This window comes from Pectobacterium polonicum, assembly GCF_005497185.1.
Taxonomy (GTDB): Bacteria; Pseudomonadota; Gammaproteobacteria; order Enterobacterales; family Enterobacteriaceae; genus Pectobacterium; species Pectobacterium polonicum.
Map to the genome: position 1 here is coordinate 1 of NZ_RJTN01000008.1, position 14,220 is coordinate 14,220.

General features: G+C 49.3%; 12 protein-coding genes and 2 pseudogenes. 9 read left to right on the top strand and 5 right to left on the bottom strand.

Features of this window, described 5'->3' with window-relative positions:
- The coding region (locus tag EDI29_RS10290) for an ISAs1 family transposase (RefSeq protein ID WP_137740833.1) at window positions 1–387 on the bottom strand (387 nt) is incomplete at its 3' end.
- Between the two features lie 224 nt (window positions 388–611).
- Window positions 612–1,531: pseudogene (locus EDI29_RS10295) on the bottom strand (IS3 family transposase).
- Window positions 1,532–1,665: 134 nt separating this feature from the next.
- On the opposite strand from EDI29_RS10295, the pseudogene EDI29_RS10300 reads away from it, so the two are divergent.
- Window positions 1,666–1,929, top strand: a pseudogene (locus EDI29_RS10300) (integrase core domain-containing protein); the annotation flags it as partial.
- A gap of 9 nt (window positions 1,930–1,938) precedes the next feature.
- On the opposite strand, the gene rfbD reads toward EDI29_RS10300, so the two are convergent.
- Genes rfbD through rfbA form a run of 3 tightly spaced genes read right to left on the bottom strand, consistent with a single transcriptional unit; the run spans window position 1,939 to window position 4,188 of the window.
- Window positions 1,939–2,784 carry a dTDP-4-dehydrorhamnose reductase gene (gene rfbD / locus EDI29_RS10305; RefSeq protein ID WP_137740834.1) on the bottom strand — a complete coding sequence of 282 codons (846 nt, stop codon included), beginning with the start codon at window positions 2,782–2,784 and terminating at the stop codon, window positions 1,939–1,941.
- Window positions 2,781–3,317, bottom strand: coding sequence for a dTDP-4-dehydrorhamnose 3,5-epimerase (gene rfbC / locus EDI29_RS10310; RefSeq protein WP_137740835.1), 537 nt, complete (start codon window positions 3,315–3,317; stop codon window positions 2,781–2,783). Before rfbC ends, rfbD begins: the two co-directional genes overlap by 4 nt.
- 1 nt (window position 3,318) lies before the next feature.
- Window positions 3,319–4,188: a glucose-1-phosphate thymidylyltransferase RfbA gene (gene rfbA, locus EDI29_RS10315; protein ID WP_137740836.1), complete on the bottom strand. Its 870-nt coding sequence runs from the start codon at window positions 4,186–4,188 to the stop codon at window positions 3,319–3,321.
- Between the two features lie 284 nt (window positions 4,189–4,472).
- Here rfbA and EDI29_RS10320 point away from each other — a divergent pair, with 284 nt between their 5' ends.
- The 8 genes from EDI29_RS10320 to EDI29_RS10355 all read left to right on the top strand — a co-directional run bounded on the left by EDI29_RS10320 (window position 4,473) and on the right by EDI29_RS10355 (window position 13,979).
- Window positions 4,473–5,369: a sugar phosphate nucleotidyltransferase gene (locus EDI29_RS10320; RefSeq protein WP_137740837.1), complete on the top strand. Its 897-nt coding sequence runs from the start codon at window positions 4,473–4,475 to the stop codon at window positions 5,367–5,369.
- Window positions 5,370–5,599: 230 nt separating this feature from the next.
- On the top strand, window positions 5,600–7,006 hold the full coding sequence (gene gndA, locus EDI29_RS10325; RefSeq protein WP_137740838.1) for an NADP-dependent phosphogluconate dehydrogenase: 1,407 nt from the start codon (window positions 5,600–5,602) through the stop codon (window positions 7,004–7,006).
- 445 nt (window positions 7,007–7,451) lie between these two features.
- Window positions 7,452–7,730, top strand: coding sequence for a hypothetical protein (locus EDI29_RS10330; protein ID WP_137740839.1), 279 nt, complete (start codon window positions 7,452–7,454; stop codon window positions 7,728–7,730).
- A 75-nt stretch (window positions 7,731–7,805) separates the two neighbouring features.
- Window positions 7,806–8,483: a YjbF family lipoprotein gene (locus EDI29_RS10335; RefSeq protein WP_167494498.1), complete on the top strand. Its 678-nt coding sequence runs from the start codon at window positions 7,806–7,808 to the stop codon at window positions 8,481–8,483.
- Between the two features lie 9 nt (window positions 8,484–8,492).
- On the top strand, window positions 8,493–9,275 hold the full coding sequence (locus EDI29_RS10340) for a capsule biosynthesis GfcC family protein (protein ID WP_137740840.1): 783 nt from the start codon (window positions 8,493–8,495) through the stop codon (window positions 9,273–9,275).
- The gene (locus tag EDI29_RS10345; RefSeq protein ID WP_137740841.1) at window positions 9,272–11,395 is read left to right on the top strand and encodes a YjbH domain-containing protein; all 2,124 of its coding nucleotides are present in this window, start codon (window positions 9,272–9,274) and stop codon (window positions 11,393–11,395) included. The genes EDI29_RS10340 and EDI29_RS10345 overlap by 4 nt, the downstream gene beginning before the upstream one ends.
- A gap of 390 nt (window positions 11,396–11,785) precedes the next feature.
- Window positions 11,786–12,343: a chorismate mutase gene (locus tag EDI29_RS10350; RefSeq protein ID WP_137740842.1), complete on the top strand. Its 558-nt coding sequence runs from the start codon at window positions 11,786–11,788 to the stop codon at window positions 12,341–12,343.
- Window positions 12,344–12,362: 19 nt separating this feature from the next.
- Window positions 12,363–13,979 carry a S53 family peptidase gene (locus tag EDI29_RS10355; protein ID WP_137740843.1) on the top strand — a complete coding sequence of 539 codons (1,617 nt, stop codon included), beginning with the start codon at window positions 12,363–12,365 and terminating at the stop codon, window positions 13,977–13,979.
- Window positions 13,980–14,220: the final 241 nt, after the last annotated feature.

The following is a 14,220-nucleotide window of genomic DNA, read 5'->3' on the forward strand; positions in this document are numbered from 1 at the left end:
TACCATATGGATGGTGCTTTGCCTGTCGTCTCTTTCATAAGAGCCGCGCAAAGTCTTGCCATCAATGGCGACGACTTCACCACAGGTTAACTTGTGCAAGGCTTTCATCCAGGCGAGAAAACAATCGCGGAATTCAGCGGGATCGATATTTGAAATCAGACGAGCAAAGGTATCATCAACGGGCACACCTTTTTCAAACAAGCCCTGTTTAAGGAACCAGTCATGGTGGCCCAGAACGTACTCACGAATGTCAGTCCAGCCCTGACCTCCCGCTATCACTGCGCAGATTGAAGCAAACAAAATATCAAACAGTGGGTAGTCCACTTTTGCGCTTTGTCGTTCGTCTCGGATGATACTGAAATGCGCTTTGATGGTATCTAAATTCATGGTCACTCCTCAAAAGAGGAGCATAAGGTCATAGTCGATTCGTCAGGGGCTTTGTTGAATAAATCGAACTTTTGCTGAGTCGAAGGACCAGAGCACACACCATCCTGATAACATAGGCAGTAATATGGCAAAGCAGAAGTTCAAAATAATCAACTGGAAAACCTATAACCACGCGCTCCGTCAACGGGGTTCTCTGATCCTACCCACGTAATGTGGACACTGCCCTAAGCGAGGTTCTGGTTTTCAAATTGTTCTGGGCTGAGACCGCCGCAAGCACTGTGGCGTCGCCACCGATTGTAATCACATTCGATATAATTAAACACCGTCGTCCGCATCATTTCCCTGATGACAACGCGTTCTCCGTAGAGACATTCCACTTTCAGTGAATGGAAAAAACTTTCCACACAGGCGTTATCGTAACAACAGCCCTTTGCACTCATGCTGCCCTGTAGATTATGTCGTTTCAGCAGGCTCTGGTAATCTCCTGAACAATACTGACTGCCACGATCGGTATGAACAATAACATTTTTCGGGCGCTTACGACGCCAAAGCGCCATTTCCAGCGCATCACAAGCCAGTTGCGCCGTCATGCGTGACGACATATCGACCAGCCAATCACCGCGCGTGACCACAGGTCAATGACCACCGCGAGATACAGCCAGCCTTCATCTGTGCGAAGATGCGTGATGTCGCCTACCCATTTCTGGTTCGGCCCGCTGGCGCTGAAGTCCTGCTTCAGTCGGTTTTCCGATACCGGCAGACCATGCTCACAGTAGCTGACCGGACTAAATTTACGGCTGGCTTTCGCTCGCAATCCCTGACGACGCAGACTGGCTACTGCGGGCAACCCGAAACATCCGACACATCACGTTGATACTGAACTCTGCCTGATGGTTTTCGATGAAGACATACATTATTTCAGGCGCTTCGCAAAGTATGTCGCGGCTTTTTGGAGGATGGCCAGTTCTTCATCGCGCTCCGCCAATTGGCGCTTGAGGCGGGCATTTTCGGCAGCCAACGCGTTTTCGCGCTCAGACGAGGTCAGTTGTTGCTGTTGCTTGCTGCGCCAGTTGTAGAGCTGGGATTCATACAGGCTGAGTTCACGAGCAACTGCAGCGACACCGATACGCGCAACCAGTTTCAGGGCTTCATTGTGAAATTCGGGCGTGTACTATTTACGGGATGTTTTGCTGGTTGGTGTTGTTTTTGTCATGAGTAATCACCTCTGATTGAGAGTTTACTCACTTAGTTGCCTGTCCACTAATGGTGGGTAAGATCAAAGTTGAACGTTCCCAAAAAACAGACAAAGTTGAGTTTTACGCTATCGTAAATCTGTCAGATGCTGACCTGAAGGAACGACTGGCTTACTATAACTGGGAACGTCCTCATAGCGCTCACAACGGTAAAACTCCGATGGAGCGCTACTTCGAACTTGCTGAGCAAACGCCATACTGCGATGCTGTTCACGCAAACTATCAGCCCAGCGAAGAGCATATGCAGGAACAGAATTACAAGCTGAGAAAATTGAAACGATGTCTATGAATCACACAGCTAAATCGTCTTTTTCAGCGATCCTTTCCAGTTAGATAACGTAATATCCAATCCCTTAATTTTCTCACACGATAATGAAGAGTATTGAGGTCGATGTGCTGGGGTAGGGTAGTGTTCCGTCGAGATCTCAGTCACCTGTGGGATTTTATCAATAACGCCTTGCTGTTCTGCCATTTCGAAGATGGTTTTTGCAAACTCATACCAACTCACCTCTTTATCCCCACAGTAGTGATAAATCCCACCTTCAGCATTTTTTTCAAGAAGAGAAATAATTGCCTGTGCGAGATCTCCTGCATAGGTTGGGCAACCACGCTGGTCATTGACAATACTCAATGTGTCCCGTTCTTTGGCTAACCGTAGCATGGTTTTCACGAAATTATTGCCGTATTCGCTAAAGACCCAGGCGGTACGCACAATAATTGCCTCGGGTGAAGCTTTTGCTACCGCCTGTTCACCCGCCAGCTTGGTTTTACCGTAAACACTTAGCGGATTGGTTGTACTGTCTTCGCGGTAAGGCTCTGTGGCATTCCCATCAAAAACATAGTCAGTGGAAACGTGGACTAACCGAATACCTTGCTTGCTGGCGACAATGGCTAAATTCTCTGGCCCTATAACGTTAATTTTTGCTGCGAGTTCAGGTTCTGATTCAGCTTTATCCACGGCGGTGTAAGCCGCTGCGTTTACGATGGCATCAGGTTGAAAATTTTTTACTACCTCTTCAACGCGTTCCAAATCCGTAATGTCGAGTTCCGCAGAATCGGTTGCTAAAATTTCCCATCCCACAGGTAAACGATCTTGAAAGCAGCGACCCAGTTGCCCGTTTGCCCCTGTCAGCAATATTCTCATTTGGTGAGATCCTTGAATAATTTTCCTAATTTATCTTTCTCAGAGAGCAAAGGGTCTGCTATTGGCCATTCAATGCCAACTTCAGGATCGTTCCATAACAGGCAACCTTCATCGCTAGGATCATAATAATCCGTACACTTATATTCGAAATCAGCGATGTCAGAGAGCACAACAAAACCATGTGCTAAGCCGGGCGGTAACCAGAACTGGGTTTTGTTTTCTTCCGACAGCGTTACACCGCACCATTCTCCGTAGGAAGGGGAGTCTTGGCGAATATCAACTACAACGTCAAATACTTCGCCGCGGACCACACGAACCAGTTTTCCCTGTGGATTCGTTTTCTGGAAATGCAGGCCCCGTAAGACGCCTTTACGTGAGCGAGAATGGTTATCCTGAACAAAGTCTACGTCGATATTCAGCATCTTCTGATAACGCTTCTTTTCAAACGTTTCGAGGAAAAAACCTCGTGCATCGCCGAATACTTTTGGCTGAATGATCTTTGCGCCGTGAACAGCAGTATCAATAATTTGCATGTTATTTTTCTGAAATGAGTTGGTTTAAATATTGCCCATATGACGTTTTGAGCATTACTTTGGCCTCTTCGGCAACTTGTTGGCGAGAGAGCCAGCCTTTGCGGAAGGCGATCTCTTCCAGGCAAGCAACTTTCAACCCTTGGCGCTTTTCGATGGTATGAATAAATTGTGAGGCTTCAATTAAGCTGTCGTGTGTGCCGGTATCCAGCCAGGCGAAACCTCTTCCCAGCAGCTCAACATTCAACGTGCCTTGCTCAAGATACATTTGGTTCAGCGTAGTGATTTCTAATTCGCCGCGGTGCGACGGTTTGACCTGTTTCGCCATTTCTACAATGTTCTTATCGTAGAAGTAGAGCCCAGTAACAGCCCAGTTTGATTTCGGTTTTGCGGGTTTTTCTTCTATCGACAGGGCTCTGAAATCTTGATCAAATTCGACGACGCCAAAGCGTTCAGGGTCGGTGACCTGATAGCCGAAAATCGTCGCACCTTCTTCTTTTGCCGCGACAGACTCTAGTTTTTTGCCAAAACTCTGTCCGAAATAGATATTATCGCCGAGTACCAGTGCACAGCGTTCCCCATTGATAAATTCTTCGCCGATGATAAAGGCTTGAGCTAACCCATCTGGACTAGGTTGAATCGCGTAGCTAAGCTCAATGCCAAAACGGCTCCCATCACCTAAGAGTCGTTGAAATGCAGGCATGTCTTCAGGCGTAGTAATAACCAGTATTTCACGGATACCTGCCAGCATAAGAACAGAAATCGGGTAGTAAACCATTGGTTTATCATAGATTGGCAATAGCTGCTTAGAAACGCCGCGAGTAATCGGGTATAAGCGAGTGCCACTTCCCCCTGCTAGCACGATCCCTTTCATCAATAACTCCACCTTTAATAAAAACTGTCTTTAAATAATCGCTCTAGTATACCACCCAGTTTCATCAGAATTGTCCTACCTGTCAGAAAAAGTAACTGATACAGAGCAAGTGTATCTTTGCGCTTGTGGCTCGGTAATCCCTCAGAAAAAGTCAGATACCAGAGATCGCTTTATGACTGATTAGGTGTAATCTTAGTGTCATGCGTGGTGTAGTGGTATTACGCTGCCAGATGTAAGTAAATAGATAAAAAAACCAAAACCATCAGATTGAAGAGAGTCAATCCATGACATCATTGAAAGCGATTATCCCTGTAGCAGGTTTAGGGATGAATTTGTTACCGGTGACCAAGGCCATCCCTAAGGAAATGTTGCCGCTGGTTGACCGCCCGGTGATCGAGAAGATCGTCAACGAGTGTGTGAGGGCGGGGATTAAAGAAATTGTTCTGGTGACGCATGCGTCTAAAAACGCGATCGAAAACCATTTCGATACTTCGTTTGAACTTGAATCGTTGCTCGAAGAGCGCCAAAAGCGTCAGCTACTGGATGAAGTACAATCTATTTGTCCAAAAGGTGTGACGATCATGAACGTTCGTCAGGGGGAAACGCTGGGATTAGGGCATGCGGTCTCCTGCGCGCGCCCAATCATTGGCGATAGTCCGTTTGTGGTGGTGTTGCCCGATGTAGTGCTGGATGAAAGCACGGCCGATCAGACGAAGGAAAATCTGGCGCTGTTGATCTCTCGTTTTGAAGAAACAGGGCGCAGCCAGGTGTTGGTGAAACATCGTCCTTATGAAGTGCTGCCAGAGTATTCTGTCGTTGATTGTGACAAACCGCTGGTGAACCCAGGTGATGCCGCTGCGATTACGTTGATGATTGAAAAACCCGAGGCACCGTCTGAAACCGGGTCTGACCTTTCCGCTGTAGGGCGCTATGTGTTAACCGCCGATGCCTGGCCATTGCTGGATAAAGCCGAACCAGGCGCCTGGGGACGTATTCAGTTGACGGATGTGATTGCCGATATGATTGCGACTCAACAGGTTGATGCCGTGCAGATGTCGGGCAAGAACTTTAACTGTGGTCGTAAGTTGGGTTACGCGCAGGCGTTTGTGTCCTATGGATTGCGCAATCCTGAGTTTGGTGCCGAATTTAAAGAAAGTATTAAGGCACTGCTGAAAAAGTAATATTGAGCGATAACTCGCTGCAAAACCGCAGATCGTTGAATCGTTCTGCGGTTTTTTCTTTTCCCTGCCATATGTTTCGATTGGGTGAGCTTTCGCTATCAAACCAATCACTACCCACTCGCGCAAAGCTGAGTTACCATGTTGCCCTGTTTTTAAATTGCTTGCGAGGTCGCAGCGCGAGGCGTTGTCGCCGTTGTAGGCAGGTTATCCTTCAGACAGGAGTTGCTTTAATGTCCAAACAGCAAATTGGCGTTGTCGGTATGGCGGTGATGGGGCGCAATCTGGCGCTGAACATTGAGAGCCGTGGCTATAGCGTTTCCATCTTTAACCGTTCTTCCGATAAAACCGATGAAGTTATCGCGGAAAATCCAGGCAAAAAACTGGTGCCTTCTTACACCGTTGAAGCGTTTGTCGAATCCCTGGAAAAACCCCGCCGTATTCTGCTGATGGTGAAGGCTGGTGAAGCAACCGATAAAACGATTGAATCGCTGAAACCTTACCTGGAAAAAGGCGATATTCTGATCGATGGCGGTAATACCTTCTATAAAGATACTATTCGCCGTAACCGCGAGCTGTCCGCTGAAGGGTTTAACTTCATCGGAACAGGCGTATCCGGTGGGGAAGAGGGCGCGCTGAAAGGGCCTTCTATCATGCCGGGTGGCCAGAAAGAAGCTTACGAATTGGTTGCGCCGATTCTGGAACAGATTGCTGCGCGTGCAGACGGCGAAGCCTGTGTGACCTATATTGGCGCGGATGGTGCGGGTCACTACGTTAAGATGGTGCATAACGGCATCGAATACGGTGACATGCAGCTGATTGCTGAAGCTTATGCATTGCTCAAACAGGCTCTGAATCTGGACAACGACGAGTTGGCTACGACGTTCTCTGAGTGGAACAAAGGCGAGTTAAGCAGCTACCTGATTGAAATCACTGCTGATATCTTCAAGAAAAAAGATGAAGAAGGTAAATACCTGGTTGACGTGATTCTGGATGAAGCGGCTAACAAAGGTACCGGTAAATGGACCAGCCAAAGTTCTCTGGATCTGGGAGAACCGCTGTCTCTGATCACCGAATCCGTTTTTGCCCGCTACCTTTCCTCTCTGAAGGAGCAGCGTGTTGCGGCGTCTAAAGTGCTGACAGGCCCGACAGCTCAGCCATTCGGTGGCGATAAAGCCGAGTTTATTGAGAAAGTGCGCCGTGCGCTGTATCTGGGTAAAATTGTTTCTTATGCTCAAGGCTTCTCACAGCTGAAAGCGGCATCAGACGAAAATAGCTGGGATCTGAACTACGGTGAAATCGCCAAGATCTTCCGCGCGGGTTGCATCATTCGTGCGCAATTCCTGCAAAAAATCACTGATGCGTACGATCAGAAAGCGGATATCGCTAATCTGCTGCTGGCACCTTACTTCAAGAAAGTGGCTGATGAATACCAACAGGCGCTGCGTGACGTGGTTTCTTTCGCTGTTCAACAAGGTATCCCGACCCCAACGTTCTCTGCGGCCATTGCCTATTATGACAGCTATCGCTCAGCCGTGCTGCCCGCTAACCTGATTCAGGCTCAGCGTGACTACTTCGGTGCGCATACCTATAAGCGTACGGATAAAGAAGGCGTATTCCATACCGAGTGGCTGGAATAGTCATTTCTTATGCTTAGGTAATGTTTTTTTAATAAAACGCCAGATTAGGAAATGTCTGGCGTTTTTATATTGCTGAATGAACACATAGATATCATTAGGATATCTATGACTTTTTTTCTGAAATACTGTAAATTTCATTAAAGAAATCTGCTTTTTTACCGAGATCATTGCTGTTTATTATATCGGGATCTTGCTATTTTTAACGTTGTTGCAAAAATTGGGCTGTAGTTTTGCTTTCTGGTGTTGCTTATCAGAGTGAGTTTTATCTCATAGAGAGTTTCAGCGCCATTGCATTGTAACTGATTACTGGGGGAGATCCCGGTAGCGGTCAGTAACAAGGTGAATAGCATGTATTTGCCATCGTGCTGACTGGAATGAAGGACGGGGTATGGTCTTTTCGACGGTACTCCACCCTGAAGTACTTCATGTTAAAAAGGAAATCGTAATGAAGAAAACGTTAATCGCGCTGGCCGCTGTTCTGGCCATGTCGTCAAATGCGTTTGCTGTTGATGGTGTCTCCAGTGCCACCGCTGCGGGTACCTCTACCACCACGACCACCAGCGCTGCTGCTGCGGGTGCGGCGGGTGCTGGTGGTGCTGGCTTTGCTGCTGGTACCACTGCTCTGATTGCTGTCGGTGCTGCTGCGGCGATCGGTGTTGCTGTTGCGGTTGCTGTTTCCAGCAACGATAACAGCACGCCAGCGACCACGACGACAGGGACCTGATGTCTCGCTAATCCCAAGGCCACTTCGGTGGCCTTTCTTTTTCCAGGCTGCGCTGTTCAACGAGAACTGCATTTCATGACAAAAATAAAACGAATGGCGAAGGCGAGAGCGCTGATTGCCATACCTCTTTTATCGATTGTGCTGGCTGGCTGCTCCCAAAATGTGGAGCAGGTGGGGAAAACGTTCAAACTGGCGTTTTTTGGGCAGGATGACACCCATGTGACGGCCAAACAGGTTGCCAATACGCCCTATGCCTCGGCTTATCTGAAAGTGGGTAAAGCGCCGCAGGCGTTTGTGGTGCTCGCGTTTGTCGAGCAGAATCAGTTGAAATGGATCGGGGCCGATAAAAATATGGTCTCGACCCAACATGGTCGTTTAGTGAAAACGCAGGGCTTTGGTGAAGACATTATCTATGTGGATAACCTGCAACAGGACCCCCTGACGTTAGGCCTATTGAAGGCATCGACGCCAATGACATGGCAGAGCCGGGTTGAGTGGGCTCAAGTCTTCCGCGGTGGTTACGAAACCACGTCCGTTTTTCAGGCTCGTGGCAAAGAAACGATAAAAATTTTAGACACCTCGCGTGAGCTGCTGCGTTTTGATGAACGAGTGACCGTCCCCACCTTGGATGAATCTTACACCAATAGTTACTGGCTCGATCCGGCTAACGGCAGTGTAGTGCAAAGCCAACAGTATATGGGGCCGGGCATGGCATTGGTTACATTCACCGTATTAAAACCCTACGTACAATAAGGGGCTGCAATGTTGGCACTCAATCGTATCGCTACCTTGTTGCTGCTGGTTTCCGGCCTCGCGACGGCGGCGCAACTGACGGTGAAATCCCCTCAAGAGACGATTGCTGTCGTTAAACTGGACGATGGTACGCGGCTTGACAAATTTTATGAACAGGTGTCCTGGCCACAGAACATCAACTGGAAAACGGCATTTATTTCTGATTTCGCGACGACGCAGAAGATACGAGCGCAGGGCGATGTCTTGCTGCAAAAGCTGGCAGAGCTGGAAACACGCTGGCGCAACTCGGGCGATGGCGATCTGGCGATCTCAGCCTGGCTGCTGAGAAAGTCCATCAGTCCGATCAATGTTGCGGGGCGTATCCGTACCGATCTGGACCCTGACCGTGTACGTGTCTATATCCAGAATAACCGCCCTTTGGTAGGGGAATATGCGCTGTATGTGGCGCCTCATGATGACAGCGTGTCTCTGATTGGTCTGGTGAATACCTCTGCTGATGTTGGAGAGTTGGAAACATCGGGGAAAGTGGCGCTGCGTGCCGGGTGGTCGGTTGAAAATTATCTCTCTGGACGTCGGTCTCTTGCGGGGGCTGATAACAGTTACGGCTATCTGATTGGGGGAAATGGCACGTGGCGTAAAGTACCGCTGGCGCTGTGGAATCGTCAGCATATTGAACCTGCTGCGGGCGAAACGATCTTTATCGGCTTCGATCCTTCTGTTTTACCTCAGGATATGTCATCACTTAACGATCAGCTTGCTGACTATCTGGCTAACCGGACCCCACTCGAATGACCAAGAACAGAAACGTTAAATTAAGCTGTCTGTCGTTGGCGATTGGCGGCATCTTGAGTGCACAGACAATGGCGGCGGAGACAGAAAGCAGCCGTGCTGTAACCAATCAGAATACGCGTTTTCAGCCTGTGGGGGTATCACAGACTGATTTTGGCGGTACGGGGTTGTTGCAGATGCCGACGGCGCGTATGGCGGAAACGGGCGAGTTTAGCCTCAATTACCGTGACAATGAGGAATACCGACGCTATTCCCTATCCCTCCAGCTCTTTGACTGGCTGGAAACGACGGTGCGTTATACCGATACGCGCACGCGGCCATACAGCCAAAGCACTGCTTTTAGTGGCGATCAGACGCAAAAAGATAAAGGCTTTGATATAAAAGCGAGGTTGTGGCAGGAAAGCTACTGGCTGCCAGATGTGTCGCTGGGGTTGCGTGATATTGCGGGAACGGGGCTGTTTGATAGCGAATATTTGGTAGCGAGTAAGCGTTTCGGTCCGTTTGATTTCACCCTAGGTATGGGGTGGGGCAATATGGCTGAGAGCGGCAATATTAAAAACCCGGCATGTTCATTCAAAGCTAGCTTCTGCCAGCGTAGTACTTCTTTTAAAGCCGGTGGGGGACAGTTTGAATTTGAGAACTTTTTCCACGGTTCGGCCGCGCTGTTTGGTGGGATTGAGTACCAGACGCCGTGGGACCCGTTGCGTTTAAAGCTTGAATATGATGGCAATGACTATAGCCGTGAATTTGCTGGTGCTATTAAGCAGGATTCCCCCTTTAATATCGGTGCGGTCTACCGTATTGGTGACGCGTTGGATACCACGCTGTCATGGCAGCGCGGCAATACTCTGATGTGGGGTTTTACCCTACGTACCAACTTTAACAGCCTGAAGCCGAACTACTTAGACGATGCGCCACCGGTCTACGCGCCGGTGAAGGATGGTAAAGGCACCAACTGGCAGCTCGTTTCGAAGGAGCTGAATGATAAGGCCGGATATAAAGACGCTGATATCTACGCGGATCAAAAACAGGTCACCATTGTTGCTGAGCAAACAAAGTATCGTGACAGCGAAGAAGCAACACAGCGCGCCGCTACGGTATTGGCAAACCATGTTCCGGGCGGTGTTGATGAATATCACATTGTCCAGCGTAGCCAGCGTTTACCGATTGCCAGCACGGAAGTGGATGCCAAAGCCTTTAGTCAGGTGCAATTATCAGCCGTTCCGCTGGGTCAACCGGAACCTGAAACACATCGTAAAGAGCCGGTATCCGACGTGCGTGGTCAACAGGTGCTGTTTGCAGAACCCGATCGCCTGACGTATTCATTAGATCCCTCATTGGTGCAGTCTTTTGGTGGTCCTGAATCCTTCTACATGTACCAGATTGCGCTAAAAGGTAACGCTGACTACCGCCTGAGCGATCACTGGAGCGTGGGGGGAACCGCAACGCTGAATCTGGTGAATAATTATGACAAGTTCAATTTTAAAGCACCACCGGCTGATGGGGCTGCGCTGCCGCGCGTCAGAACCTGGGTGCGTGAATATGTCACCTCCTCGGATCTGTTGTTGACCAACCTGCAATTGACCCGCAGGGATAATCCAGCGCAGGACTGGTATACCCAGGTTTACGGCGGCTATCTGGAAATGATGTATGCGGGTGTCGGATCTGAAGTGCTGTATCGTCCGTTTGGTAAAAGCTGGGCGCTGGGGCTGGACGTCAACTATGCCAAACAGCGTGACTGGAACGATATCATGAGAATGGCCGATTACGATGTGGTAACCGGTCATCTGACGGCGTACTGGGAACTGCCGTTTGTGGAAGGTGCAGTCGCGAAGGTGAGCGTAGGTCGTTATCTGGCTGGAGACAAAGGGGTAACCCTCGATCTGTCTCGCCGCTTTGACAGTGGAATTATTGCCGGTGCTTTTGCGACCAAGACCAACGTCAGCGCGGCGGAATATGGTGAAGGGAGCTTTACCAAAGGCTTCTATGTCTCGATACCGTTTGACCTGCTGTTCACCGAACCAACGGTGAAACGTGGCGCTGTTGGTTGGGTACCGCTAACGCGCGATGGTGGTCAGATGCTTCAGCGTCGCAGCCCGTTGTATGACGTTACCGCTCACTAACCGTTCTTAGTTCGTTTAGGGTGAATCAAGCCCGTCATGGTGAATGCCATGGCGGGCTTTTTTGTGCGCGTTTGCTTTACAGATCAGTATTGCCATCTAATAACCAATGTAAACTATTTCATTTGGTCATTGTTTGTATCCTAATCACCAGAAAGCTAATGTTGTGCTTCTGGGGGGGTATTCCGAAGTCGCTTGTAATTTAGCGACTTAATAGCGAATGTCGCGACAGACTGGGCACTTTTTAAGAAAAAGTGTGTCCTGTGAGTAATGATTGAAATAGTTACGTCATGGAAGATTCATATTGCGAAACCTATTATCTCCTGCCGCGATGGTGAAATAAAAATATAGCCATAGACCTTCATGGTAGTGCTGACAGGAGAATGCAATCCGATGAATTTGCCTATTTCCGCTGTTATCTCGTTAGTGATGAGCTCTGTTTGGTGTGTTCCTCTGTATGCCGTAACGCAGGACAATCCTCTTGGTATCTATCAGTTGATTCAGGAGAGGATGGTGCTCATGAAAGATGTTGCGGGGTATAAGGCTCGTCAACATCTACCCGTTGAGGATCTGAAGCAAGAGGAACGTATTTTGAGTAAGGTACAGGAGCAATCTGTTGCCGTTGGTTTATTCCCTCAGAGTACACAGCTGTTTTTTACTTCATTAATGAATGCCAGCAAAGCCATTCAGTATCGCTACATGGCGGACTGGCTTGCGACACCGGAGAACGGCTGGACGCCCCTTTCGTTGAACGACACGATCAGACCCACGTTACTCACGATTGACGACCAACTCTTGGTCAGCATTAAACGTTACCTCGCGGATGGCGGGCATTTTGCGCCTCAGCAAGAGGACGCTTTTCTTTCTTCTATTAATGTTGAGCATCTGTCACAGAACGACAAACGCCAGATTTATGCGGCATTGAGTCAAATTGAACCAGACGGCAAGTAGCCGAGTGGGGGAGAAGACGATGACTTATCAATTATTGAAAGGGAGCGAGCGCGGACATATCGCTGATGCAGCGTACCGCGAACGCTGTAATATTAATGAAAACGTCAGAGTCATGCTGGTGCTGCGTTTTACTATGCCAGATGATGAATATTACACCGAATTGCACGATAGTATCGATCCGCAATTTGGTGGGATCAACGCCAACAGGCCGCTGTCGAGAGCCAGTTATGCCAGAAAATTCAGCGCTGATGAGGCCGATATAGAACATGTCCGTGCGTTTGCACGCCATTATCGGTTATCTATCGAACGTGAACATCCTGCCAGCCGTACCGTCTTTTTAACGGGGACAGTGGGGCAGATGGAGCAAGCGTTTCGCGTTAGCTTAGCTCGGTACGACCACAAGCAGGGAACATTTCGTGGGAGATCCGGAGGGATTTATCTGCCGGAATATCTACAGGGCGTCGTGATTGCCGTACTCGGTCTTGATGACCGTCTGGCAACGAATTGCTGCCTGCATGTGAATGAGGCGTTCTCTACTGTGGCAAAACGTCCGTCAGGTTACACGCCGCTAGAGCTGGCAGAGCATTATCATTTTCCAGAACATGACGGGGCAGGGCAGTGTATCGGCATTATTGAACTGGGTGGCGGATATCACTTACCGCAGTTGAATCACTATTTTAAACGCATGGGCGTTAACCCACCGCAGATTGTCGATGTTTGTGTTGGTGGCGCTGCGAATGCCCTTACATCGTCAGATGGCGGCAAAGAAGTGAACCCCATTGATATTGAAGTACAGATGGATATCGAAATTGCGGGTACGCTGGCACCAGCTGCTAAAATCGTGGTGTACTTTGCCCCGAACACCGATGCAGGGTTTTTAGAAGCGATCAATGCCGCGATCCATGATGAGAGAAATGCACCGTCGGTGATTTCGATTAGCTGGGGTGGCAGCGAGTCGAAATGGACGGCACAAGCATTACAGGTGTTTAATCAGGCTTTTCAAACGGCGGCGGCATTAGGCATTACGGTGTGCGTAGCTTCTGGCGATCAAGGCGCGAGTGATGGTGAACCGCATGGCGTGCATGTGAATTTTCCTGCTTCCAGCCCCTATGTTTTAGCCTGTGGTGGTACGCGATTGCAAAAAATGCAGGAGGAAATCGCGTGGCACAGCCGAGATGGTAGTGCGACAGGCGGTGGCGTTAGTCAGTACTTCACATTACCCAGTTGGCAGTTAGGACTGTCTCTGGTCGATAAATATGGTGGGCAGCATGCCCTACAATACCGTGGTGTTCCCGATGTCAGCGGCAATGCCGATCCCGAAACGGGCTATCTGGTTGAAGTCAACGGACAGGAAGGTGTGGTTGGCGGAACCAGTGCGGTTGCGCCGCTGTGGGCTGGTTTACTCGCGCGTATGCTCGCGTTGACCGAGTCGGTATCGCTATTTATTCCCCCGTTGCTTTATCGCAACCGTAATAGCTGCAAGGATATCGTGCGGGGGAATAATGGGGCATTTGTCGCTTCTGAAGGGTGGGATGCCTGTACCGGGCTGGGGTCGCCAGATGGCGTGAAGTTGCTGAGGCTGTTGAAGCGGCTCGTCAGACTCAATGGTGCGCGGGAGGCTGATGATGGGCGGTGAATCTGCATTTCAGGGAACATGGGGGCAGGAGACAAATCATGGTCAGGTGAGGCGATTATCGGTGATGTTCATCACAGATTGCCCGACCGTGGTTTGAGTCTACCGCAGTTAGCGGATATAACCCGATGATAAGGACGTGATCGGGCTAAGGCTTGAGCGAAACCTGATACGACACATGTTGTGTAAACATGTTCGTATCAGGTTTTTTTTTACCTAAATCCAGTTCGGTCGCGCGCCACCC